14 protein-coding genes and 1 pseudogene are annotated in these 24,154 nt (G+C 70.6%); 7 read left to right on the forward strand and 8 right to left on the reverse strand.

Translation table 11 applies throughout. From position 1 onward, the window contains the following. The first annotated feature begins 24 nt into the window (after window positions 1-24). The gene (locus tag RF650_RS02420) at window positions 25-3,633 is read left to right on the forward strand and encodes a bifunctional proline dehydrogenase/L-glutamate gamma-semialdehyde dehydrogenase (protein WP_368813970.1); all 3,609 of its coding nucleotides are present in this window, start codon (window positions 25-27) and stop codon (window positions 3,631-3,633) included. A gap of 149 nt (window positions 3,634-3,782) precedes the next feature. Here RF650_RS02420 and RF650_RS02425 read toward each other — a convergent pair whose 3' ends face one another. From RF650_RS02425 to RF650_RS02440, 4 genes are all read right to left on the reverse strand, one after another. After that, on the reverse strand, window positions 3,783-3,911 hold the full coding sequence (locus RF650_RS02425) for a hypothetical protein (protein WP_276401450.1): 129 nt from the start codon (window positions 3,909-3,911) through the stop codon (window positions 3,783-3,785). A gap of 376 nt (window positions 3,912-4,287) precedes the next feature. Further along, on the reverse strand, window positions 4,288-5,610 hold the full coding sequence (locus RF650_RS02430; protein ID WP_368813971.1) for a VWA domain-containing protein: 1,323 nt from the start codon (window positions 5,608-5,610) through the stop codon (window positions 4,288-4,290). Window positions 5,611-5,854: 244 nt separating this feature from the next. After that, a complete protein-coding gene (locus RF650_RS02435; RefSeq protein WP_368813972.1) occupies window positions 5,855-8,518 on the reverse strand; it encodes an excinuclease ABC subunit A in 2,664 nt (887 codons plus the stop codon). Window positions 8,519-9,258: 740 nt separating this feature from the next. Then, on the reverse strand, window positions 9,259-10,311 hold the full coding sequence (locus tag RF650_RS02440) for a hypothetical protein (protein ID WP_368813973.1): 1,053 nt from the start codon (window positions 10,309-10,311) through the stop codon (window positions 9,259-9,261). A gap of 75 nt (window positions 10,312-10,386) precedes the next feature. Between RF650_RS02440 and RF650_RS02445 the strand changes: the two genes are divergently transcribed. Then, window positions 10,387-11,625 carry an MFS transporter gene (locus tag RF650_RS02445; RefSeq protein ID WP_368813974.1) on the forward strand — a complete coding sequence of 413 codons (1,239 nt, stop codon included), beginning with the start codon at window positions 10,387-10,389 and terminating at the stop codon, window positions 11,623-11,625. Between the two features lie 129 nt (window positions 11,626-11,754). Next, window positions 11,755-13,557: a P-loop domain-containing protein gene (locus RF650_RS02450; protein WP_368813975.1), complete on the forward strand. Its 1,803-nt coding sequence runs from the start codon at window positions 11,755-11,757 to the stop codon at window positions 13,555-13,557. Window positions 13,558-13,727: 170 nt separating this feature from the next. On the opposite strand, the gene RF650_RS02455 is transcribed toward RF650_RS02450, so the two are convergent. Further along, window positions 13,728-15,290, reverse strand: coding sequence for a nucleobase:cation symporter-2 family protein (locus tag RF650_RS02455; protein ID WP_131332140.1), 1,563 nt, complete (start codon window positions 15,288-15,290; stop codon window positions 13,728-13,730). Between the two features lie 98 nt (window positions 15,291-15,388). Here RF650_RS02455 and RF650_RS02460 point away from each other — a divergent pair, with 98 nt between their 5' ends. Continuing rightward, on the forward strand, window positions 15,389-15,892 hold the full coding sequence (locus RF650_RS02460; protein ID WP_368813976.1) for a phosphoribosyltransferase: 504 nt from the start codon (window positions 15,389-15,391) through the stop codon (window positions 15,890-15,892). A gap of 135 nt (window positions 15,893-16,027) precedes the next feature. Here RF650_RS02460 and RF650_RS02465 read toward each other — a convergent pair whose 3' ends face one another. Then, window positions 16,028-17,260 (reverse strand): acetate/propionate family kinase, encoded by a 1,233-nt coding sequence (locus RF650_RS02465; RefSeq protein WP_131332141.1) that lies wholly within the window; start codon window positions 17,258-17,260, stop codon window positions 16,028-16,030. A gap of 118 nt (window positions 17,261-17,378) precedes the next feature. Further along, complete coding sequence (gene pta, locus RF650_RS02470) at window positions 17,379-19,472, reverse strand: phosphate acetyltransferase (protein WP_131332142.1); 2,094 nt, start codon at window positions 19,470-19,472, stop codon at window positions 17,379-17,381. Window positions 19,473-19,566: 94 nt separating this feature from the next. Between pta and RF650_RS02475 the strand changes: the two are divergent. Next, window positions 19,567-19,860 (forward strand): annotated as a pseudogene (locus RF650_RS02475) (MTH1187 family thiamine-binding protein); the annotation flags it as partial. A gap of 181 nt (window positions 19,861-20,041) precedes the next feature. After that, a complete protein-coding gene (locus RF650_RS02480; protein WP_206478759.1) occupies window positions 20,042-20,986 on the forward strand; it encodes a spermidine synthase in 945 nt (314 codons plus the stop codon). 25 nt (window positions 20,987-21,011) lie between these two features. Here the strand turns inward: RF650_RS02480 and RF650_RS02485 are convergent, their stop codons facing one another. After that, on the reverse strand, window positions 21,012-22,472 hold the full coding sequence (locus tag RF650_RS02485; protein ID WP_311253985.1) for an NCS2 family permease: 1,461 nt from the start codon (window positions 22,470-22,472) through the stop codon (window positions 21,012-21,014). 249 nt (window positions 22,473-22,721) lie between these two features. Between RF650_RS02485 and RF650_RS02490 the strand changes: the two genes are divergently transcribed. Then, window positions 22,722-24,137 carry an FAD-dependent oxidoreductase gene (locus RF650_RS02490; RefSeq protein ID WP_098053573.1) on the forward strand — a complete coding sequence of 472 codons (1,416 nt, stop codon included), beginning with the start codon at window positions 22,722-22,724 and terminating at the stop codon, window positions 24,135-24,137. The last annotated feature ends 17 nt before the right edge of the window (window positions 24,138-24,154 follow it).

The following is a 24,154-nucleotide window of genomic DNA, read 5'->3' on the forward strand; positions in this document are numbered from 1 at the left end:
GGCCGAGACTTTGGAGGCGTTGCAATGGCACGCACCGTCAATACCGGAACCGATCCTCACGCCCTCGCCGATCCCGCCGTGGACCTCGTGCGCACGTGGCTGCTCAGGGCTCAGGAGAACCAGCGGAAGAACACCCAGAAGAACCCCGCGGAGGACCGTCTGGCCGCCGTGCTCCAGGACCCCAACGGGTTGGAGTTCACGGTGGGATTCGTGGATCGCGTCGTCCGCACCGAGGACACCAAGGCCGCGGCAAAGGCCCTGCAGGACATCGCGACGTTGACCCCGCAGTCCATGCCCGCCACGGACCGGGCCCAGATCCAGGCGGGCACGGCGCTGTCCGGGGTGCTGCCCTCCGTGGTGGTCCCCGCGGCACGCACCCGATTGCGGCAAATGGTGGGACACATGGTCGTGGACGCCCGCCCCGGCCCGTTCGGCAAGTCCGTCAAGGCCCTGCGGTTGCACGGGCACCGGCTCAACATCAACCTGCTGGGCGAGGAAGTGCTCGGTGAGGACGAGGCCAAGAAGCACCTCGCGGACGCCGAGGGTCTGCTGCGCCGCGAGGACGTGGACTACGTCTCCCTCAAGGTCTCCTCCGTGGTACCGCAACTGTCCCACTGGGGCTTCGACCGCACCGCCGAGCGCGTGGTCGAGCGGTTGCTGCCGCTGTACGAGACCGCGGCCACCAAGGGCACCGGCAAGATGTTCATCAACCTGGACATGGAGGTCTACTCGGACCTCGAGCTGACCATCGAGGTGTTCCAGCGGCTGCTGAACAAGCCCCAGCTGAAGAACCTCGAGGCCGGCATCGTCATCCAGGCCTATCTTCCAGACGCCCTCGGCGCCATCCAGCGGCTCTCCGAGTGGTCCGGGCAGCGCGTCGCGGACGGCGGCGCACAGATCAAGGTCCGCCTGGTCAAGGGCGCGAACCTCGCCATGGAGAACGTGGACGCGGAGATGCACGGCTGGCCGCTGGCCACCATGGAGTCCAAGCAGGCCACGGACACCAACTACAAGCGCGTGCTCTCGTGGCTGTTCCACCCCGAGCGCATGCGCGGTATGCGCCTGGGGGTCGCGGGGCACAACCTCTTCGACATCGCGTTCGCCCACCTGCTCGCGGCGGAGCGCGGTGTCACCGACCGCATCGAGTTCGAGATGCTCCAAGGCATGGCCACCTCCCAGAGCGAGGCCGTGTCCACGGACGTGGGCCAGTTGTTGCTCTACGTCCCGGCGGTCAAGCCCGCGGAGTTCGACGTCGCCGTGTCCTACCTGGTGCGGCGGCTCGAGGAGAACTCCGCGAACGAGAACTTCATGTCCGGGATCTTCGACCTGGGTCCGGACAACTGGGTCTTCCAGCGCGAGGAGGCCCGGTTCCGGGCGGCGCTCGCTGACCTCGAGGACGATCCCCAGGCGCTCGATCCGCGGCGCGTGCAGGACCGCCGCACGGAAACCGCGGGGGAGACCCCCACGATCCCCCTGGACGAGCCGTTCCGCAACGAACCGGACACGGACGTCTCCGTCCCCGCCAACCAGAAGTGGGCGGAGGAGATCGCCGAACGCATCGGGGACCCACAGTGGTACGAATCGCTGGCGGTCCCCGAGCTGCTGCGGGACGTCGAGGAGAACTCGGGGGATGCGGTCGAGGCCGTGAACGACGTCGTCGCCACCGCCAAGGCCGCGGGGCAGCGATGGGCCGCCACGCCCGCTCGCGAGCGCGCCGAGATCCTCAACCGCGCCGGGGACATCCTGGCCGCGCGCCGCGGTCACCTCATGGCCGTGGCCGGCGCGGAGACCGGCAAGGTGCTGGAGCAGAGCGACCCCGAGGTCTCCGAGGCCGTGGACTTCTGCCGCTACTACGCCCGCCGCGTGCTGGAGCTGGAGTTCGTGGACGGTGGCGACTTCGTGCCGCACGCCGTGACCGTGGTGACCCCGCCGTGGAACTTCCCGCTGGCCATCCCCACGGGCACTACGGTGGCGCCCCTGGCCACGGGCTCGGCCGTGATCCACAAGCCCTCCCCCGAATCGCGGCGCTGCTCCACCGCCATGTGTGAAGCACTGTGGGAGGCCGGTGTGCCCCGGGACGTGCTGCAACTCGTGGCCCCCGTGGAGGGGGAGGCCGGTCAGCAGCTGATCTCCCACCCGGACGTGGAGCGCGTGGTGCTCACCGGCGCGTACGAGACGGCGCAGTTGTTCGCGTCGTGGGATCCCGCACGGCCCCTCACGGCCGAGACCTCCGGGAAGAACGCGCTCGTGATCACGCCCAGCGCGGACCGTGACCAGGCGGTGTGGGACCTGGTGTCCAGCGCGTTCGGTCACGCGGGGCAGAAGTGCTCCGCGGCATCGCTCGGGATCCTCGTGGGGTCCGTGGCCACGTCCGAGCGGTTCCGCCGTCAGCTCGTGGACGCGGCGTCCTCCATGGTGGTGGACTGGCCCGTGAACCTTCAGGCGAGCGTGGGCCCCACCGTGGAACAGCCCGGCGACAAGCTACTGCGGGCGCTGACCCAGCTGGAACCCGGCGAGGAATGGCTGATCGAGCCCAAGCAGTTGGACGACACCGGGCGGTTGTGGCGTCCCGGGATCCGCACCGGTGTGAAGCCGGGGTCCTTCTTCCACCTCACCGAGTGCTTCGGCCCCGTCCTGGGGCTCATGTCCGCGGACAGCCTCGAGGAGGCCGTGGAGCTGCAGAACGCCACGGACTACGGGCTCACCGCGGGCATCCACTCGCTGGACGCGGACGAGATCCTGCGCTGGGTGGACACCGTCCAGGCGGGCAACCTCTACGTCAATCGCGGGATCACGGGTGCGATCGTGCAGCGCCAGCCGTTCGGCGGCTGGAAGCGCTCCTCCGTGGGTCTCGGCGCGAAGGCCGGTGGCCCCAACTACCTGGCGTCGCTGGGCCGCTGGAAGCGCGCCGGGTTCTCGTCCTCCAGCACGGACCGCGGTGCGGCCGGTGCGTGGGTTCTGGACCCGCGTGTGCACCGCGCACTGGACGCCGTGACCCCGCTGATCTCGGACGAGGACCTCGTGTGGTTGCGCCGCGCCGCGCAGTCCGACCAGTCCGAGTGGCAGCGCGAGTTCGGCCAGGTCAAGGACCCCACGGCCCTGCTCAGCGAGGCCAACATGTTCCGCTACCGCCCCCGCACCGTGGTGGTGCGCGCCCAGGAAGGGGCGTCCCTCACGGACGTCCTGCGCGTGGGCCTCGCGGCCGTGCGCTCGGGTTCGCAGGTGGTCCTCAGCGCCGCGGACTCGCTGCCCGCAGCCGTGAACGGGCTGTTCGCCACGGTGCTGAACCCGGCGTCCGACGCCGAGTTCGCGCACGCCCTGGGCACCGGTTCCCTGGGCCCGCTGGGTCAGCTCTCGGACCTGCGCGCCCTGGACGACGACGCCCTCGACGTCCGCCACGGCGCCCGCGTCCGCGTGATCTCCCCGTGGGACGGCTCCGAGGAGGACCTCAAGGACCTCTACGCGATGCGCGCCGAGCACCCGGACATCGCCCTGATCACCGAGGACGTGGTGGGCGCCGGGCGCGTGGAGATGATGTACATGCTGGCCGAGCAGGCCGTGTCCATCACCATGCACCGCTTCGGCAACCACAGCCAGTCCATGCAGCGGGTGGTGGACGAGCTGGTGCGGTGACCCGGTGGCGTCGCCCCTGACGCCTGACCGACCACGAGTCGCGCTCCCGATTCACGGTGGCGCGGCTCGTGCCGTGAGGGGCGGTCCCGGTGCGCCGCTCCCCGGCCCACGGTGCGGCTCCCGACCCCGGGGCATTTCGCGCCTCAGATTCACCGCCCCCTGGTGTTCTCCTTCTGCTGCCGCCACGTCAGCCCACCGGCCACCATCACGAGCACCGCCACCAGCAGGAGGGCGCCGGGGAAGTAGAGCCGGGTCCGTCGTGAGACCTGCGCAGTCATGTCTCCACGGTACCGAGGGCCAGGGCACGGGAGCATTGGCCGAACGGCCACTCTTGGGGGACTGCCACCGTGGAGATGCAGCGTGAAGGAGGGCCGCAGTTTCACATGATGCTCGGCGCTATTGCGGGCGCCAGATTGCCGCAGCAGTGATTCCATGGGTGGATCACCGCACTGCCCCCATGCATGCCTGGATCCGGTTGGTCTCGTGGCTCGGGGCCGCCGCGGTGCTCCTGCGGGGTGGAGCCGGCACGGCGGGCGCATGGGGCTCGGTGGTTCTCGGGCACTCGACCTGGGCCGACTCCGCGGTTCTCGGCCATGCCCTCCTGTGGGATCCCCTGTTCGTCCTATGGGGATTGGCGCTTGCCGGAGGACCGGGTCACTCGCTCGTGAGCGCCTTGACGAACACGTCCTGGATATCCTCCGGGGTGCGGGCGACGTGCGAGGAGCCGCCCGTGGCCTCCGCGATCTGCTTCAGGACGTCCTCGTCCGCGTCCTTCGAGATGCCCACGGTGATGATGCGCACGGGGTTGTCCGGGTCCTGCTCGTCCTTGAGCATGGTGAGCAGGTTGTCGAGGGAGATGGAGCCGGGGTCGTGGTTCATGCCGTCGGTCAGGACGATCACCGTGCGCAGATGCCCGGGGGCGTCTTCGTGGAGCACCTCGCGGTAGGCGGCCAGGGTGGTGTCGTACAGGCCGGTGTAGCCGTCGGGGGCGTAGGTCAGGGACTCCGCGTCCCGGGAGAGCTGGTCCCGCTGGGTGCCGCCGTCCACCGAGGCGGAGAGCTCGCGCACCGGGGTGAGGGAACGGTAGTCCTTGTCCCCGTCCAGGTGCCGCTGGAAGGTCCACAGGCCGAGGGCGTCGTGCTCGGGGAACAGCCCCACGGCGGTCGCGGCGGCGGCCTTCGTCAGATCCATGCGGGTGGAGCCGTCCTGGTCCACCTTCTCGCCCATGGACCCGGAGGCGTCGATCGCCACGAGTGCGTGGAACGGTTCCGCCAGGTGCTGCCACTGGGCGAGCGCCTGCTGCAGGGCGGCGTCGTCCGCGGTGGGGGCGTCGTCACCGGGGGTGCTCGCCACGAGCTCCGTGTCCGCGTTACGGGAGTGGTAGGCGTCCCACTCCGCGCGAGAAACCACGGTCGCGCTGCGCGGCGGGGCGCCGGAGGCCGCGCCCGCGGCCAGGGCGGGGCTCAGTGGGCTCGGGCTGGCGGTGGTCTCCGCGGTGGAGTGCTTGACGAGCTGCTCGAGCCGCTCGTCGGCACTGCGCACGGGCGCGGCGTCGCCCTCCGTGCGCGCACGGAATTTCAGGGCCTCGTCCGTGGCGGCCTTATCGGCGCGCCCGTTCTCGGCCTCGCCCAGCGCACGGGAGACCAGCTCGCGCGTGCCGGCGTCCTCCTGGGGGCGCCCCAGCTCCACGTTGCTGTCCTGCAGCACGGCGGACCAGGTGGTCGCGCTGGTCTTGGCGCGGGCGACGACGACGGGCTCCCCACCCGCCGTACTCGCGTCACCGGACGCGGCGCTCGAGGCCGCGTCCGAGGGTTTCTCGCTCGCGGCGTCGTCCCCGCGCGGGATCAGGAAGACGGCGGCGAGCAGCAGCAGGACGGCCACCAGGCCCAGGGCCAGCCAGGTCAGCAGCGTTCCGCTCGGCCCGCGGCGTTCGGCGCGGTGCGCTCCGCGGTGCCGGTGCGTTCCAGGATCAGTCATCTCGGTGTTCCCCCGTCTCGTGCGTCACGGCCCCTGCGGGCGGTGGTGCACAGCCAGCCCGCTGCCCGCAGTGATGCGGCCGCGGTGCGTCCCCACGCCGTGGTGAGGTGGCACACACGACGTCTTCCCCGGGGACAACATTACGAGGTTTCGACGACGCCGCGGCGGCATGACGCTGTTTGGCGCCGCCGCTGGGGCCGGGCCATCCCCCTGCCCGTGCAGACCACCCGGCCCGACCGCCGGGTCAGCCCAGCACGGCCCGCAGGTACGGTGCAGTGGCGCTGTCCGGGTGCGCCGCGACGTCGGCGGGAGTGCCCGCGACAACCACCCGCCCGCCGTCCGAGCCGGCACCCGGGCCCATGTCGATCACGTGATCGGCCTGGGCAACCATGCGCATGTCCAGCTCGGCCATGACCACCGTGTTGCCCGCGTCTGCCAGCCCCTGCAGGTGGTTCATGAGCCGGTCGCTGTCCGCGGGGTGCAGTCCCGCGGTGGGCTCGTCCAGCACGTAGAGCGTGTCCCCGCGCGAGGCCCGCTGCAGCTCGGAGGCGAGCTTGACCCGCTGCGCCTCCCCGCCGGAGAGCTCGGTGGCGGGCTGGCCCAGCCGCAGGTAGCCGAGTCCCACGTCCCGCAGCACGCCCAGGGTGTGGTGGACGGCGTCCTCGCCCTCGAAGAACGTATGCGCCTCGTCCACGCTCATGGCCAGCACATCCGCCACGGAGCGCTCCCGCCACAGCACCTCCAGGGTCTCGGCCTTGTAGCGGGTGCCGTGGCAGTCCGGGCAGGGCGCGTAGATGCTCGGCAGGAACAGCAGCTCCACCATCACACTGCCCTCGCCCTCGCACGTGGGGCAGCGCCCACCGGCCACGTTGAACGAGAACCGTCCGGCCTTGTAACCGCGCCGTTTCGCCTCGTCCGTGGCGGCGTAGAGCTTGCGGACGGCGTCGAACAGACCGGTGTAGGTGGCCACGTTGGAGCGCGGGGTGCGCCCGATGGGCTTCTGGTCGATCACGACGACGCGCCGCACGCTCCCCGGCAGGGAGACGACGTGCCCGCGCACCTCGTCCGCGGCGTCGTCGGCGGTCAGCAGGTCCGCCTCCGGGTCCCCGGTGATCTCCGTGTCCTCCTGGCCGCCGTGGCCCAGCCGCTCGCGCACCAGCACCGGCAGCGCCTGACTGACCAGGCTGGACTTGCCCGAGCCGGAGATGCCGGTGACGGCGGTGAGGCACCCGGCGGGGAGGCTCACGTCCAGGCCGCGCAGGTTGTTGCGCGTGACGCCTTCGAGCTGCAGCCACCCCTGCGGCGTGCGGGGCTCGCGCGCCTCTGCCGACGGCGCATGCTCGGCGAAGAGGTAGCGGCGCGTCGCAGACTCGGGAACTTCCGCGAGACCGCTCGGCTTACCGCTGTAGAGCACCCGCCCGCCGCGCTCGCCGGCGTCCGGGCCGATGTCCACGAGCCAGTCCGCCTCGTGGATCACGGTCAGGGAGTGCTCCACCACGAACAGACTGTTGCCGCGGTCCTTGAGTCCGTGCAGGATCCCGATGAGCGCGTCCAGGTCCCGGGGGTGCAGACCTGCGGAGGGCTCGTCGAGCACGTAGACCACCCCGAAGAGCTGGGACGAGAGCTGGGTGGCCAGCCGCAGCCGCTGCCGCTCACCCCCGGAGAGTGTGGGCGTGGTGCGGTCCAGGGAGAGGTAGCCCAGGCCCAGGTCGATCATGGGCTGCAGCCGCGCCACGAGGTCCGCGGCGAGACGCTGCGCGGCGGCCCGCTTCTCCACGGAGAGGTTCGGGGTGCGCCGGACGTCCGGGGCGGCGTCGTGCGAGGCGCCGCCCTCCGCCACGCGCGAGGCGGTGGAGGCGGCGCGGGCCTCGGCGTCGAGCACGTGGTCATCCAGGTGCTGCGCCTCGCCGGGGGTCCAGTCCTCGGCAGTCACGGAGCGCGCGATCTCCGCCAGGCGCGCGAGCGGCAGGTGCGAGAACTCGGCGATGTCCAGGCCCTCGAACGTCACGGACAGGGACTCGTGCTTGATCTTCTTGCCGTGGCACTCCGGGCACAGCTCGCTCGTGAGGTACTGGGCCGCGCGCTTCTTGGTGCTCGGGCTCTTCGCGTTGGCGAAGGTGTCCAGCACGTAGCGCCGCGCTCCGACGAACGTGCCCTGGTACGTGGGCTCCACACCCTCCTGCTGGGCCCTGCGCGTCTGGTTCGGGGTGAGCCCGCGGTACACACCCACCGTGGGGCGGTCCTCGGTGTAGAGAATCCAGTCCCGGTCCTTCTTCGGCAGGTCCTTCCAAGGGGTGTCCACGTCGTAGCCCAGGGAGACCAGGATGTCCCGCTGGTTCTGCCCCGCCCACGCCACGGGCCAGGAGGCGACGGCGCGCTCACGGATGGTCAGCGACGGGTCCGGGACCATGGTGTCCTCGGTGACCTCGTAGACCCGCCCGATCCCGTGGCAGGTGGGGCAGGCGCCCTGCACGGTGTTCGCGGAGAAGTCCTCCGCGTAGAGCATGGCCTGTTCCGGCGGGTACCAACCGGCGCGCGAGTACAGCATCCGGACCAGGCTCGACAGCGTGGTCACGGTGGCCACGTCCGAGCGCGCTCCGCCCCCGCCGCGCTGCTGCTGGAGGGCGACGGCGGGCGGCAGCCCCTCAATCACGTCCACGTCCGGGACACCCGCCTGGTCGATCAGCCGGCGCGCGTACGGCGCCACGGACTCCAGGTAGCGTCGCTGCGACTCCGCGAACAGCGTGCCGAACGCGAGGGACGACTTCCCCGAGCCGGACACCCCCGTGAACACCACGATGGAGTCCCGGGGCAGGTCCAGGGAGACGTCCCGGAGGTTGTTCTGGCGCGCGCCGCGCACCACCACGCCGTGCTGCCAGGATGCGGTGTCGTTCTGTTCAGTAGTCACCTGGTCCACGCTACCCGGGGGTTCCGTCAGGCGGAGCGGGCCTGCCCTTCGGCGGTGTCCGGCATGGGGGGACAACCAGCCATACAGCGTCCTCAGCACCGTCGACATCCCCGCGGGCGCCGCATGACCGCCCATCACCACGGGGCGCGGTCGAGTGCTGTTCGAACGCCCCGCAGAGCGGCCCGGAGCGCGGCCGCACTCGCCCCGATTGAGCACCATGGGATGGACGTGGACTTCGAGCGCACGGGTATTCTCAACCCGGCCGTGGAGCCTCACCGGGTGCAGTGGCTGAACAAACCCCATGCTGAGGACGGCTCCAGCGTCTTCCTGGATGAGCGCGCGGTGCGTGGGCAGGTCCACTCCCCACATACCTCGCCGGGCGGTGGAGGAAGCGGGCGTGTGCCATAGGCCACCCCGCCACACTGGCCCGGGTGGTCGCGGAGCTGGGTGGCGAGATCCACGAATACAGCCGCGTAACCGAGCGGGACACCTCGGGTGACGGCGTGGTGGCCCACACCGACGCCGGGCTCGTGCGGGCGCCTCGCGCCGTGCTGGCCACCAACGTGTTCCCGTCCCTGCTCGAGCGCGACAGGCTCAAGACCGTCCCGGTCTACGACTACGCGCTGATGACCGAGCCGCTCACCGACGGGCAGCTGGACCCGATCGGGTGGCGCAACAGGCAGGGCCTGGCGGATCTGGCCAACCTACCGACCCGGCGGGGGTCGGCGGTCCTACCGTGGTCAGATCAGCAGCACCAGCACCACGATGACCGCCACGATCACTGCGAACACGATGGCCCAGTTGCGGGCCACGTGGCGGTCCTCGGCCCGGGTCTGCTCGCTGTCCGGGTCCCGGTCCGCGTACCGGTCGCTGCCCACGCCGTAGTACAGCTCGTTGGTGGACGGTTCGCGCGGGGGCACCGGCGGTCCGTGGCGGTCGGGCGAGTCCGAGGGACCGGCCGGGTGGGCGGCGTCGTTCTCGTCCTGGGACTCGCCGCCGATGGGACGTCCCGAGAGGCTGCCCGGCTCCCAGGTCTGCCGCGGTGCGTTGGCGCCGGGGCCCGCGATCGAGTCGCGCACGGGCACGCCCTCGCCCGGGTAGCGATGTCCGGGCCGGGAGGGCTCGTCCAACTCGTCCTCGCCCAGCATCTCGGAGGCCGGGATGCCGGTGGTCGTGACCGCGGGGCCCTGCGAGCCGACGGGACCCTGCGGCGTCGGCATCGAACCGGGCGCGGACGACGCCGCCGCTCCGCCGTCCCGGGGGTTGTCCGCCGCCGCGCGCAGCACCTCCGAGAAACGGGCCAGTGGCTCCCGCTGCGCGGGTGCCGCGTCGTGGGCGACCTGGTCCGCGCGATCCGCGACGGAACGCAGCACTGCAGCGTCGGACAGCCCGAGATCCCGGGCCGCCATGGCGAGTTCGAGGGGCGGGTGAGAAGGGTTTGCGGTGGTGGCCCACTCCAGCAGGCCGGTGCGGACGGGGGAGGACAGGGATTCCCGCAGGGCGGACTGGAGCGCCGGGACGTCCGCGAGCGCGAGCAGTTCGAGTGGCGGGGTGCTGCCGTAGCCGTGGGCGGCCTGGTCCAGCGGGCCGCGGTGGCCGAAGAGGGCGGCGAGCATGGCGGCCGCCGCATACCGGTCCTCCACGGTGCGCACGTCCGAAACGCGGCGCATCAGTTCCGCCTGGGCGGGGGAACCCGCCTGGCGGACCGTGTCCAGCAGTGCAGGGTCCGCGCGCACCAGCCGCGCCGGTTCCTGCAGGGCCCGGGCGAGCTCGGGATCCAGTGAGTCACTCATGACGTCCGCCTTTCTCAGTCGTGGGGAAAGCCTACGGGAGGTCGAGGGCGCGGTGCGGGGCTAGGGTGATCGACTGTGACCCGCACCCCATCTTCGCCGACGCGCACGGCCCCCGGAATCCTGCTGGCGGTGCTCATGGCCGCGATGGCCGCCGGGCCGGTGTTCAACTACGGGGTGGGTGCGCTGAGCGCCACCATCGTGGAGAGCTACGGGATCACCGAGGGGCAGTATGGGTTCATCATCACGGCGGTGTTCGTGGTAGCGGGTCTCGCGGCGCCGCTGCTGGGAGTGCTCGCGGACCGCATCGACACCCGCGTGCAGCTCACCCTGATCTTCGGGGGTGTGCTGGTGGCGTTCCTGCTCAGCGCCACGTGGCAGTCCTACGCCATGCTGATGGTCGCGGCCCTGATTGCGGGTCTTGCGCAGTCCTTCTCCAACCCGGTGACCAACCGCATCGTCGCGCAGCGCGTGCCGCTGGCCCAGCGCTCCGCGTGGATGGGGTGGAAGCAGTCCGGGGTGCAGGTGGGTCTGCTGGTCGCGGGCCTCACGTTCCCGGTGGCGGGCGCGGCGTTCGGGTGGCGGGGTGCCGCACTGTTCGGCGCGCTGCTGTGCGTTCCCCTGCTCGTCACGGGGTGGACCGTGGTCACCCGGCTGCAGCGCCGCGCCCGAGAGAACACCCCGACGACGCCGCCCGCTCCCTCTCCCGTCGCGCCCTCCGCCGCGGCGTCGTCGGGGGCGCTGCCGCCCGCGGTGTGGCTGCTGACGCTGACGTCCTTCCTCAACGCGGTGGGCACGCAGGGCGTGAATGTGTACGCGTCCCTGTTCGCGGTGCGGGCCATGGGGTACACCGTCACGGTGGCCGGGTTGCTGCTGGGCATGATGGGGGTGATCGGGATCGGAAGCCGGATCGGGTGGGGCCGGGTGACCGGCAGGCTCGGCAGACCCGCACCGCTGATCCAGGTCATGAGCCTGGGCGGGATCGTGGGGCTCGGGCTGCTCGTGCTCGCGGAGACGACGCAGCAGCACTGGCTCATGTGGCTGGGCGTCGCCTTCCACGCCGCTTTGCCACTGGCGGCGAACGTAGTGATCAACTCGGGCATCGTGGCCGCCGTGCCCAAGGAACGGATCGGGGTTGCGTCCGGACTGGTGGCCACCGGGATGTACCTGGGCTTCGCGCTCGGGCCCGTGGTGGTGGGCCAGCTCGTGGACCTCACGGGGGCGTTCACCGCCGGATGGGCCGCCGTCGCCGGAGCATACGTGCTGTGCTTTGTGGCGGCGCTGGTGCTCGGGCGGGTGCAGGCACGCAGAGCCTGAGATGTGAACGGGGCCCGGGGCGCGCAGCGCTCGCTTGGCCCTGGTCCCCCGGCCCGTTGCTTGTGGGAAACCGCACGGGGAGGCGGCCCTGCCGCGTGCCCGGCCCCGCACATGTGGTGCGATGGACCCATGAGCACACCTCGCACGGACCTCTCGCAGACCCTCCCCCGCCTGGATGGCAGCAGCTACAGCGCGTACAAGCAGCTCAAGGGCTCGTGGCGGCTCGGGGAGGCGGAGCTCGTCCTGGACCGCGTTCAGTCGGACCCGTACGCCCCGCCGTCCCTCGCGCGCGTGCGGCTGCCCCTGCGCAGCACGGGGATCCCGAGTGGGCTGATCGCCTCGAAGGACCGACGCGTGGCGGTCGGGGACTTTCTCACCCGGCAGTTCTCCCGTGCCGCCCGTGAGCTGGGCCCTCGCGGTGGCAAGGACTCGGGCGGGATCTCCATGCAGAGCACTGGCCAGGAGATCCTGGAGCGCTCGTCCGTCGTGGTGCCGGACCCCGCGGCCGCGGATGCGTACGCGGAGGTGCGCTGCGAGATCGCCCTGCCCGCCGCGGGCCGCCGCATTAAGGGCCATGCCGCGCACCGGCTGCTCACCGAGGTGCTGCCGGGCGTCGTCGAGCGCGCGCTGCGGTACGAGAACCTGGACACCCGCGCCCTGCAGGCCCACGTGACCTCCCACCTGGATGCCCAGCACCTGCGGGAGCAGCTGCCGCAGCGTGGACTCGTGGCGTTCGTCGCGGACAGCGCCGTGCTGCCGCGCGCCTCCGGGCACCGGGACGAACCGCTGGCCCGAGGCGCCGTCCTGTTCGAGACGCCTCCGGAGCTGCGCGTGGAGCTCGAGCTCGAAGACGGGTCGACCGTGAGCGGCATGGGGATCCCCGAGGGCGTCACGGTGGTCGTGGGTGGCGGCTACCACGGCAAGTCCACGCTGCTGCAGGCTCTGGAGCGCGGGGTCTACAGTCACGTGCCTGGCGACGGCCGCGAACGCGTGGTCACCCTGCCGAGCGCCATGTCCGTGCGCGCGGAGGACGGCCGGGCCGTGAGCCACACGGACGTCTCGCCGTTCATCAACAACCTGCCCACCGGCGCGGACACCCGCGACTTCAGCACGTCCAACGCCTCCGGCTCCACGTCCCAGGCGGCCGCCACTGTGGAGGCCGTCGAAGCGCAGGCGGGGGTGCTCCTGCTGGACGAGGACACGTGCGCCACCAACCTCATGGTGCGGGACGAGCGGATGCGGGCCATGGTTCCGGGCGAACGCGAGCCCATCACACCATTCGTGGACCGCGTGGGGGCCCTCTACACGGAGCGTGGGGTGTCTTCGATCCTGGTCACGGGTGGCTCCGGGGCGTTCCTGGACGTCGCGGACCTGGTGGTGGCCATGGACGCCTACCGCGCCGTGGATGTCACTGAGCGCGCCCGGCAGGTGGTGCGGGACTTCCCGCGCCCCGAGGACATGCGTCCTGCGGCGTCCTTCGGGGAGATCCGCCCGCACGTTCCTGGCGGCGCCTCGGAAGCGTCCGGCACGGTCCCGGCCGAACGCGGTACCACCCCGTCCGGACCCGGTGCCGCGGGGCACGATGCCTCCCGGTCCGGTCCGCGCCATGGCGCCACCCAGCAGGGCGGCAGGGACAAACCCGCTCGCGCTCGCGGCCTCGACACCATCCAGTGGGGCCGCGAGGACGTGGACCTCTCCGCTCTGAGCCAGCTCGTGGACCCTTCGCAGACGGAAGCGATTGCGCGGCTTCTGGAGGAGATCGAGCGCACGGCCGACGGCCGCACTCTTCTGACCGAGCTGGTGGACGCGGCCCTGGAGCGGGTGGTGCGGGACGGACTGGACGCCCTGGCCCACCACAGGGGCCACCCGGGACATCTGGCGCTGCCCAGGGCACAGGACGTGGTGGCGGCCTACCACCGGGTGCGCCGATGAGGGGCAGCGCGTGACCCCGGCAGCGGTGTGCGTCCCCTCGTACGGCTGCTCCCTCGGAACAGAGGAGGGGCAGAAATCCGCGGCGGTGGAGCACCGGCGGTGCACAGGCCGAGACTCGCGGAGGAGAAGGGGAGGAGAGACGCGCAGGTGGGGGGCGACGTCGTCCGGGGTTAGTTATCCACCGCGCGGCGAATGTCCTCCAGCGAAGTCAGCTCGCCCGCGTTGATGCGTTCGCGCACCGACTCGTATTGCTCCTGGGAGGACGCGAACGGGATCTCCTGCCCCTGGGCATCCAGCAGCCGGCCGTCCACGAACTGGTCGCCGTCCTGCAGTGCGCCGGCCTCGCGCGGGGAGAGCACCCGCAGCCCCACGGTGTTCATGCCCATGGCCTCGGTGGTGCGCCGGCTGCGGCCCATCTCGTTGAAGAAGAAGTTCATGACCAGCGCGGCCACGGCGGCGGACGAGATACCGGAAGAGAAGATGATGCCCACCCAGTCGGGGAACGCGTCGTAGAAGGTGGGGACCACGATCGGGACCATGCCGAAGGACAGGGAGACGGCCACGATGATCAGGTTCATGCCGCCGCGGTAGTCCACGCGGGCCAGCGTGCGGATGCCCGAGGACATCACGGTGCCGAAGAGCACGAAGCCCGCACCGCCCATCACCGGCAGGGGGATGGCGGCGATGACCTGGCCGAGCACGGGCAGCATGCCCAGCAGCACCATGAACACGCCACCCAGGGCCACCACGTAGCGGCTCTTGACCTTGGTGATCGCCACCAGGCCCACGTTCTGCACGAACGCCGTCTGCGTGAAGGAGTTGAACACCGGCGCCACGGCGGAGGACAGCATGTCCGCGCGCAGCCCGTCCGCGATGCGTGCCGAGTTGATGCGCGAGCCCGTGATCTCGGACAGGGCCAGGATGTCAGCGGTGGTCTCCGCCATGTTCACCAGGATCACAATGCCCATGGCCACGATCGCCGCCATGTGGAACGTGGGTGCACCGAAGTGGAACGGGGAGGGCAGCGCAACCCACGGCCCCTGCCCCACGTGCGAAAAGTCCGCCATGCCGGTGGCCCACGCCACCACGGTGCCCACCACGATCGCCACCAGGATGGCCAGCCGTGACAGCACCGCTCCGCCGAACTTGGACAGCAGCAGCACGGCAAGCAGCGTGACCCCCGCCAGGGCGATGTTGCCCAGCGAGCCGTAGCCGGGTGCCTTCTCGTCCCCGCCCATGGACCACGACGCCGCCACGGGCACCAGGGTGATGCCAATGGTCGTGATGATGGACCCCGTGACCACGGGCGGAAAGAAGCGGAGCACGCGGGCAAAGAAGGGCGCCACCAGGAACCCGAAGGCGGAGGCCACCATGATGGAGCCCATCACCGACTGGATGCCGCCCCCCGTGGCCAGCACGGACAGCATCGTGGCGATCCCGGTGAAGGAGACCCCCTGCACGAGCGGCAGCTGGGAACCGATCCGCGGCAGCCCCCACGCCTGCAGGAACGTGGCGAACCCGCCCACGAACAGGGCGGCGGCTACGAGCAGGGCGGTGGTGGCGGCGTCGTACCCGGCGGCACTGGCCACCACGAGCGGCACGGCGATCAGACCGCCGTACATGGTGAGGATGTGCTGCACGGCGTACGCCACGGTGCGCCCGGCGCCCAGCCGTTCGTCCTCGGGGCGGGACCCCCGCTCGTGGGAAAGGGCGGGTGATGCGCTGCTGGGCATGAGGATCCTCGATCGGGGCAGTCGTGAGGGGACACGGAAAGTGTAGGCGGGCGCGGCGCGTGCAGTGCCCGCCGCGCAAAACCGACTACCCTACGGGAATGGCCTTTCACGCGGACTCCACCGAACTGGACAACAAGGAAATCCTGACCTGGGAGGGGTTCGGGACCGCCACCCGGGAACTCGCCCAGCAGATCGTGGACTCGGAATTCGTCCCGGACATCATCATCGCGGTGGCGCGCGGTGGTCTGCTGCCCGCCGGGGCGCTGTCCTACGCCATGGGCGTGAAGCTCTCTGACGCCGTGAACGTCGAGTTCTACACGGACGTCCACGAGACCCTTCCGGACCCGGTGCTGCTCGCCCCCATGCTGGACACGGACTCCATCAGCGACAAGAAGGTGCTGGTCGTGGACGACGTCGTGGACTCCGGACGCACCCTTTCCCTCGTGTTGGAGCTGCTGCGCGGCTATGGCGCCGAGTGCCGCTCCGCCGTGGTCTACGAGAAGTCCCGCTCGGAGGTCCGTCCGGACTTCTCTTGGAAGTCCACGGACGAGTGGATTGTCTTCCCGTGGTCCGCGCAGGAGCCGGTGACCAAGCAGGGCTGATCCGCCCGTCGGCGCCGCCCCGCGCGCTGCAAAAACTCAGCAGGTGCCGTCTACCGAACAGTAGATGGCACCTGCTCCGTTAAGCACGCGATTGCGGGGGGGGGTGGGGCGTGGGGGGGTCTGGTGCGCGAGGTGTTACTTCTTGACCCGCTCCCACACCAGCCCGGCCGTGGCCTCCGCGATGGCCCGCTCCTCGTCCGTGGCCACCACGAGGACCTCGATTGCGGAGGTCTCCGCACTGATGCGGGCCACGTCCCCCCGGGGGGCCTCGTTGAGCGTGGGGTCCAGGGTGATCCCGAGCGCGCCCAACTGGTCGCACACCAGGGCGCGGAACTTGGGGGAGTTTTCGCCGATGCCCGCGGTGAAGATCAGCGCGTGGGCTCCACCGACTGCCACGTGGTAGCCGCCGATGTACTTCGCCAGGCGGTAGGCGGCCATGTCCAGTGCGAGCTGTGCCCGCCGGTCCCCGGAGCTGGCCCGCTGCGCCACGGCCCGCATGTCCGAGTCCCCGCAGACGCCCTGCAGACCGGACTCGTTGTTGAGGATTCGGTTCATGTCCTGGGCGCTCATCCCGGGGTTGCGCTCCAGCATGGCGGTGACCACGGAGGGGTCCAGGTCCCCGCTACGGGTGCCCATGACCAGTCCGGCCAGGGGGGTGTAGCCCATGGAGGTGTCGTAGGAGCGGCCCTCGCGGATGGCGGTGGCCGAGGCGCCGTTGCCCAGGTGGGCCACCACGGTGTTGAACTGTTCCCGCGGGATGCCCAGGAACTCGCAAGCCTTGCCGGTCACGTAGTCGTGCGAGGTGCCGTGGAAACCGTAGCGGCGCATCCCGTGTAGCTCGTACCACTGCTCGGGGACGGCGTAGCGCCAGGCCTTCTCGGGCATCGTGCGGTGGAAGGCGGTGTCGAACACGCACACCTGGGGCATCCCCGGATAGGTCTTCTGGATGGCCCGCAGTCCCAGGGCATGCGCGGGGTTGTGCAGCGGTGCCAGCGGGGCCAGCCGCTCGATCGCCCGGATGATCTCGTTGTTCACCAGCACGGGGGCGGAGAAGCGCTCGCCGCCGTGCACCACGCGGTGGCCCGCGGCGTCGATGGTGCGCCCGCCGAGCTCTTCGTCCAGACGCTGGGCGAGGATTTTCAGGGCCTGGGTGTGGTCCTGGATCTCCGACGTGCCGATGTTCTCGATCAGCCCCTTGGTGATCACCTCGCCGCCGGCCATTCCCGCCGTGGCCGTGGCGAGGGGGACGTTCTCGTCGATCGCGGGCATGGAGGAAGTGTAGGCTTGCGGTTCCCCGTCCGCCGGTTCGACCTCCCGCACCTGGTACTTGATGGAGGACGAGCCGCAGTTGACGACCAGTACGAGCATGGTGGTTTCCCTTCGGCGGCGCGCGGGCCGCGGTTGCCAGTGGCGGAGTTCGGGGTTGACGACGCCGCTGCGTCACCAACGCGGGTACGGCGGCCCCGCGCGCGGGGCCGCCGTGTCGTCACAGTGTTTGTGCTTGGATCGCGGTGATCGCGACCGTGTTGACGATGTCGTCCACGGTGCACCCGCGCGAGAGGTCGTTCACGGGTTTGCGCAGTCCCTGGAGCACGGGCCCCACGGCCACCGCGCCCGCCGACTGCTGCACGGCCTTGTACGTGTTGTTGCCCGTGTTCAGGTCCGGGAACACGAACACGGTGGCCTGTCCGGCCACGTTCGACCCCGGGAGCTTGGACTTGGCGATCGAGGCATCCACGGCGGCGTCGTACTGGATGGGCCCCTCGACCTCGAAATCGGGGTGGGCCTCGCGCACGAGGTCGGTCGCGGCGCGTACGCGCTCCACGTCCTCCCCGGAACCGGACCCGCCGGTGGAGTAGGAGAGCATGGCCACGCGCGGCTCCACGCCGAACTCGCGGGCGGTCTGCGCGGAGGCCAGGGCGATGTCCGCGAGCTGCTGCTCGTCCGGGTTGGGGTTCACAGCGCAGTCGCCGTAGACGAGCACGCGGTCCGCGAGCAGCATGAAGAACACCGAGGAGACGATGTTCACGCCCTCCCGGGTCTTCACGAATTCCAGGGCGGGGCGGATGGTGTTGGCGGTCGTGTGGGCCGCTCCGGAGACCATTCCGTCCACGTCCCCCATCTGCACCATCATGGTCCCGAAGTAGGAACCGTCGGTCATCCGTTCGAGGGCCTGTCCCTTGCTCACACCCTTGTGGGAGCGCAGTTTCACGTACTCGTCGGCGTATTTCTCGCGCAGTGCGGCGTCGTGCTGGAAGTCCACGAGGTCCAGGCCGTCGGCGTCGAAGTCGAGCTCAATGCCCTCGGACTGCGCGAGCGATCGGACCGTCTCGGGATCGCCCAGCACGGTGAGGTCGCAGAAGTTGCGCCGGTGGATGAGCTCCGCGGCGCGCAGGATGCGGGGGTCGTCTCCCTCGGGCAGCACGATCCGCTTGCGGTCCGCCCGCGCGGACTCCACGAGCTCGTGCAGGAACCGCAGGGGGGTGCGCCGCACGGGCCGCGGCAGGGTGAGCCGCCCCGAGAGCTCGTCGCTGTCCACGTGCTCCGCCCACGCGCCGCGCGCGGCGGCGATCTTGCGGGAGTGCGCGCCGGCCAGGGTGCCGCGCGTGCCGGCCACGGCCTGCGCGGTGGTGAAGGTGTCCTGCTCGGTGGTCAGCACGGGGAATGGAGCCGCGCCCAGCAGCGAGCCCACCGCGCCGGCGGGCCGGAAGCCTCCGGTCAGCAGCATCCCGGCGGGCACCGGCAGCGTGGGCGCCAACGACGACGCCAGGGTTGCCGAGACCACGTCCGTCCGGTCCCCGGGGGTGATCACCAGGTCCCCGTCCGCAATCTGGTCCAGGAAGTTCCCGGCGGTCATCGCGGCCACCTTCACGGCCTTGATGTCGCGGTCCAGGGACGCGGAGTTGAAGTCCGTGCCGTAGCCCTGGGCGTCCACGAGCTCGGCGACGGTGGGGTTGGAGATCGCGGGAATCTCCGGGATCACGTACGCGGGGAGGTTGTGGTTGCCGGGCTTGGCCTCCCGGCGGATCTGCTCCGCCTGCTCCGGGTCCGCGCGGTTGACGATCACGGCGTAGATGTCGCACCCGGCCTGGCGCAGCTCAGTGCGGGTCACGTCGATCGCGTTGAGCACGTCCTTTACACGCCCGGACTCGTGGGCTCCGATCACCGCGGCCACTGAGCAGCCCATGTTGTTGGCCAGGCGGGCGTTGAGGTCGAACTCGGCGGTGACCGCGTTGTGGGCCAGCAGGTCGGTGCCGTCCACGACGAGCACATCGCACTCCAGCGCCATCTCGGAGTACACGGCCATGGCGGCGGAGTCGAGGTCGTCGTGCTCACCTGAGGCGAGGATCTCGCGGCAGCGCTCCAGAGACACCGCGCCCCGGCACCGGGAGTCCGGGAGGTCGAAGGTGCGCTTCATGAGCTGCAGGACGGAGTCGTCTTCCGGTGCCGCGCCGTCGAAGACCGGACGGAAGAAACCCAGGGCGTCCGTGCGCTTGAACATGGTGTCCGCGAGGCCCAGTGCCACCAGCGTCTTGCCGCTCCGCGGTGTCATGGCGGAAATGTAGATGCCCTGCGTCATGGAACGTGCTCCCTCGCGATCGGTCGGCTGTGCCTCCAGTCTATGGACCGGGGCGGGGGTCGCGCCCGCGCAGTGCCGGTGCCACACTGGTCACATGCTGGTTGCCTTCTCAGTCTCCCCGAGCGGTGGGGACAATCCCGATGCCTCCGTCCACGACGCCGTCGCCGCGGCCGTCCACGTGGTGCGCGAGTCGGGGCTGCCCAACCGCACCGATTCCATGTTCACCACGATCGAGGGCGAATGGGACGAGTGCATGGCTGTGGTCAAGGAAGCCACGGCCGCGGTGGCCGAGTACGGTCCGCGCGTGTCCCTGGTGCTCAAGGCGGACATCCGCCCCGGCCACACCGGTGAGCTCACGGGCAAGCTCGAGCGCCTGGAGTCCGCGCTGCACAGCCACGAACTTGGCCGCTCGAAGGAGCGCCGCGGGATCACGGCAGGCGGTTCCGACGGCGCGGCCGGGCAGGATGCCGGCGGCCAGGATTCGGCGGCTCAACGCACTGCAGGCAAGCACGCCGCCGAGCGGAGCGAACCGTCCGCGGACGGCCGGCAGTGACCCCTCGCCGCGCTCTGTGAGCAGGAAGGGCCAGAAGAAGAACCGGAAGCAGGCTGCTGAACCCGCGCGGGTGACGTCGTCGGACGCCCCCGGTCTCGTGGAGCGCACCTGGGTCACGGACACCGGCACTGTGGAGCTGCAGCAGGACACGTACGTGCCCGGCGCGTGGGTGCTGCGCGTGAACGGGGTGCCGTCCTCGCACATCGTTCCGGACCACCCGGAGCAGCTGGAGTTCGAGTACATGCGCTGGTTCTCCACGGTGGCCGAGGAGCACGTCTCTTCCCGCCTGGATCCCACCGCGCTACGCGTGCTGCACCTGGGCGGCGGCGCGTGCTCGATGGCCCGCTACCTCGCGTGGCGCTACCCGCAGGCGCGGCAGGTGGTCGTGGAACTCGACGCCGCCCTCGCCCGCCTGGTGCGCGAGTGGCTGGAGCTGCCCCGCGCGCCCCTGCTGCGGATCCGGGCGGGGGAGGCCCGCGCGGTGACCGAGTCCCTCACTGAGGGGTCACGGGACCTGGTGATCCGCGACGTCTTCGCCGGTGAGCAGACGCCTGGGCACCTGCGCACACTGGAGTTCGCGCACCACGTGGACCGGGTGATGGCCCCGGCCGGTCTCTACCTGCTCAACGTGGGGGACACCCGCAACCTCAAGGGGACGCGCGCGGAGATCGCGGCGCTGCTCGAGGTCTTCGAGCACGTGGCCGCCGTGGCGGACGCCGCGATGCTCAAGGGCCGCCGCTACGGCAACGTGGTGCTCGCCGCTTCCCACGCACCGCTGCCGCAGGCCGGTTCCGCCGACGCCGCCGCGCTGGCCCGCGAGCTGCTCGGCGGTTCCCTGCCGGCCCAGTACAAGGACACCGCGTGGTGCCGCGAACTGGCCGCCGGCACCCAGCCGTGGCACGACAAGCCGGCGGACCCGATCCCGGAGGGGCCGGTGACGGGCGGAGACGACGCCGCGTAGCGCCGTCGTCGTCAGGGAACGGGCGTCAGGCCGCCCAGCCCTCAATGACGCCCACGCCGAAGAACATCACGAAGGCCAGCGCCACCACATACATCAGCGGGTGGATGTCCTTTGCGCGGCCCTGGACGAGACGGATGAAGACGTAGGAGACGAAGCCCGCACCGATGCCGTCCGCGATGGAGTAGGTGAACGGCATGACGGCGAAGGTGAGGAAAGAGGGCACGGCCACGCCCCAGTCCTGCCAGTCGATGTCGACGACGTTGCGGGCCATCAGGAAGCCCACGACGACCATGGCGGGCGCCACCGCCTCGAACGGGGCCAGGCTGACCAGCGGCGTCAGGAACATCGCAGCCAGGAACAGTGCGCCCGTGACGACGTTCGCGAGACCCGTGCGGGCGCCGTCGGCGATCCCCGTGGAGGACTCCACGAAGATCTGGTTGGAGGACGCGGACCCGGCGCCACCGGCAACGGCACCCAGCGCGTCCACGAGCAGCACACGGTCCACGTGCTCGATCTGGCCGTCCTCGGCCACAAGACCGGCCTGCTGGGAGAGCCCGACCATCGTGCCCATCGCGTCGAAGAACACGGACAGCAGGATGGTGAAGATCAGCAGCAGGCAGGAGATCGCCCCGAGCTGCTGGAACGCCTCCAGGGGCGCCGCCGAGCCGATCAGGGAGAGGTCCGGGAGGCCGAAGAACCCGTCCGGAGTGGCGGGCACCACGAGCGACCAGCCGTACGCGTTCTCGGTGGAGGATCCCGAGGGTGCCACCGCCTCCAGCACGTGCGCCAGGACGGTGGTGAGCACCACCGAGATCAGGATTCCGCCCTTCACATTGCGCACCATCAGCGCCACGGTCAGCAGCAGCCCCACCACGAAGGTCAGAGTGGGCCACCCGAAGAGCTGGCCCCCGCTGCCCAGCTGCACGGGCACGGTGGTCCCGGCGGCGTCCGGCATGCGGCGCACGAACCCGGCGTTGACGAAGCCGATCAGGGCGATGAACAGTCCGATGCCCACCACGATGGCCGTCTTCAGCGACGCCGGCACCGCGTTGAACACGGCGGTGCGGAAGCCGGTGAGCACCAGCACCACCATGATCACGCCGGCCCAGATCACCAGGCCCATCACCTCGGGCCACGTGAGCCCTGGGTTGGTGGCGATGGTGACGGCGAGGAACGCGTTGACGCCCAGCCCCGCGGCCATGCCGAACGGGGACCGGGCCCACACGCCCATGACGATGGTCATCACGCCGGCCACCAGGGCCGTCACGGCGGCCACCCGCGCGCCACCCAGGGTGTTGCCCGCCGCGTCCTGGCCGTAGCCGAGTACCAGCGGGTTGAGCACCACGATGTAGCTCATGGCGATGAACGTGGCCACGCCACCGCGGACCTCCCGGCCCACAGTGGAACCGCGCCGGGTGATGGAGAAGAAGCGGTCCAGCCCGCCTCGGGGCTCGCTGCGCTGAGCGGGCGGGGTGGATGACGACATAGGGATCCTCACGGGTGGGCGCGTTCGGGCGCCGAACGGGACGGGTGGGGGATGTTTGTGTAGAAATACTACGACGCCGCCGCCCGCGTACCGTGCTGCCCCGCCGGTTCCGCAGGGCGGGGCGCGCATGTGGTGCGGGCGGCCACGCGAGCTCCTCCGCGTGGTTAGGCAAGACTGACCCGCGTTCACTACCGTTGATCCAAGTCCCTGCAAGCACGTGAGACACGCGTGCGCGTCGAAAGGAATTCCGTGACAACTTCCAACACCCAACGTCCGCTGCGCGTGGCCGTGATCGGCGCAGGCCCGGCCGGCATCTACGCCGCGGACATGCTCACCAAGACCGAGGCGGTCCGTGAGGGTGAGCTCGAGGTCAGCGTGGATCTGTTCGACCGTTACCCCACCCCGTTCGGGCTCATCCGCTACGGCGTGGCCCCGGACCACCCCCGGATCAAGGGCATCATCACGGCGCTGCGTTCCATCCTGGACCGCGGTGACATCCGGTTCTTCGGCAACGTGGAGTACGGCAAGGACATCACCCTCGGGGAGTTCCTGACCCACTACGACGCCGTGATCTTCGCCACGGGTGCGGTCAACGACGCGCCGCTGCAGATCCCCGGCGCGGACCTGGACGGCTCCTACGGCGCCGCCCGTTTCGTGGCGTGGTACGACGGCCACCCCGACTACCCGCGCACGTGGCCGCTCGAGGCCAAGGAGATCGCGGTGATCGGCAACGGCAACGTGGCCCTGGACGTGGCTCGCGTGCTGTCCAAGCACGCCGAGGACATGCTCGTGACCGAGATCCCGGGCAACGTGTACCAGGGGCTGCGCAAGTCCCCGGTCACGGACGTGCACATCTTCGGCCGCCGCGGTCCGGCCCAGATCAAGTTCACGCCGCTCGAACTGCGTGAGCTCGCTAAGTCCCGTGACGTGGACATCGTGGTCTACGACGACGACTTCCAGTTCGACGAGGCCTCCGAGAAGGCCATGGCCGAGAACAACCAGATCAAGGTCATGATGAAGACGCTGCAGAAGTGGCGCGAGGACGATTCCCCCAAGACGGCGTCCCGCCGCCTGCACCTGCACTTCCTGCAGACTCCGGACGAGATCCTCGGGGACGAGAACGGCAAGGTCCGCGCCATCCGCATGGAACGCACCCGGCTCAACGGGGACGCCTCCGTGACCGGCACGGGCGAGTACACCGAGTTCCCCGTGCAGGCCGTCTACCACGCGATCGGGTACCTGGGCTCGCCCCTGCCCGAGCTGCCGTTCGATCCCGAACGCGGTGTGATCCTCAACGAGGAGGGCCGCGTGATCGAGGCAGACGGTTCCCCGGTTCCCGGCGTGTACGCCACGGGCTGGATCAAGCGCGGCCCCGTGGGTCTGATCGGGGCCACCAAGTCGGACGCCCTCGAGACCGTGAACCACATCATGGAGGACCGCGCGTCCCTCGCGGATCCGGATCACCCGCAGCTCGAGGCCGTGGTGGAACTGCTCGAGGACAAGGGTGTGCAGTACACCACGTGGGACGGCTGGCTCGTGCTGGACGAGTACGAACAGAGCCTGGGGCAGTCCTCCCACGATGCCGAAGGCAACCCCCGCGAGCGCGTCAAGGTCGTGGAGCGGGACGAGATGGTGGCGGTCTCCCGCGGAGCTGTCCAGCAGTAGCGCCCATCGGGTCGTCC

Origin of the sequence: Kocuria sp. CPCC 205297 (genome assembly GCF_040981035.1) — a bacterium.
GTDB classification, from domain to species: domain Bacteria; phylum Actinomycetota; class Actinomycetes; order Actinomycetales; family Micrococcaceae; genus Kocuria; species Kocuria marina.

What these genes read in the sequence shown, in the direction of transcription:
- RF650_RS02460 (WP_368813976.1), top strand. Translation starts at nt 15,389, where the DNA reads ATGGCCTTTCACGCGGACTCCACCGAACTGGACAACAAGGAAATCCTG.
- pta (WP_131332142.1), bottom strand. Translation starts at nt 19,472, where the DNA reads ATGACGCAGGGCATCTACATTTCCGCCATGACACCGCGGAGCGGCAAG.
- RF650_RS02450 (WP_368813975.1), top strand. Translation starts at nt 11,755, where the DNA reads ATGAGCACACCTCGCACGGACCTCTCGCAGACCCTCCCCCGCCTGGAT.
- RF650_RS02425 (WP_276401450.1), bottom strand. Translation starts at nt 3,911, where the DNA reads ATGACTGCGCAGGTCTCACGACGGACCCGGCTCTACTTCCCCGGCGCC.
- RF650_RS02465 (WP_131332141.1), bottom strand. Translation starts at nt 17,260, where the DNA reads ATGCTCGTACTGGTCGTCAACTGCGGCTCGTCCTCCATCAAGTACCAG.
- RF650_RS02440 (WP_368813973.1), bottom strand. Translation starts at nt 10,311, where the DNA reads ATGAGTGACTCACTGGATCCCGAGCTCGCCCGGGCCCTGCAGGAACCG.
- RF650_RS02420 (WP_368813970.1), top strand. Translation starts at nt 25, where the DNA reads ATGGCACGCACCGTCAATACCGGAACCGATCCTCACGCCCTCGCCGAT.
- RF650_RS02485 (WP_311253985.1), bottom strand. Translation starts at nt 22,472, where the DNA reads ATGTCGTCATCCACCCCGCCCGCTCAGCGCAGCGAGCCCCGAGGCGGG.
- RF650_RS02455 (WP_131332140.1), bottom strand. Translation starts at nt 15,290, where the DNA reads ATGCCCAGCAGCGCATCACCCGCCCTTTCCCACGAGCGGGGGTCCCGC.
- RF650_RS02430 (WP_368813971.1), bottom strand. Translation starts at nt 5,610, where the DNA reads ATGACTGATCCTGGAACGCACCGGCACCGCGGAGCGCACCGCGCCGAA.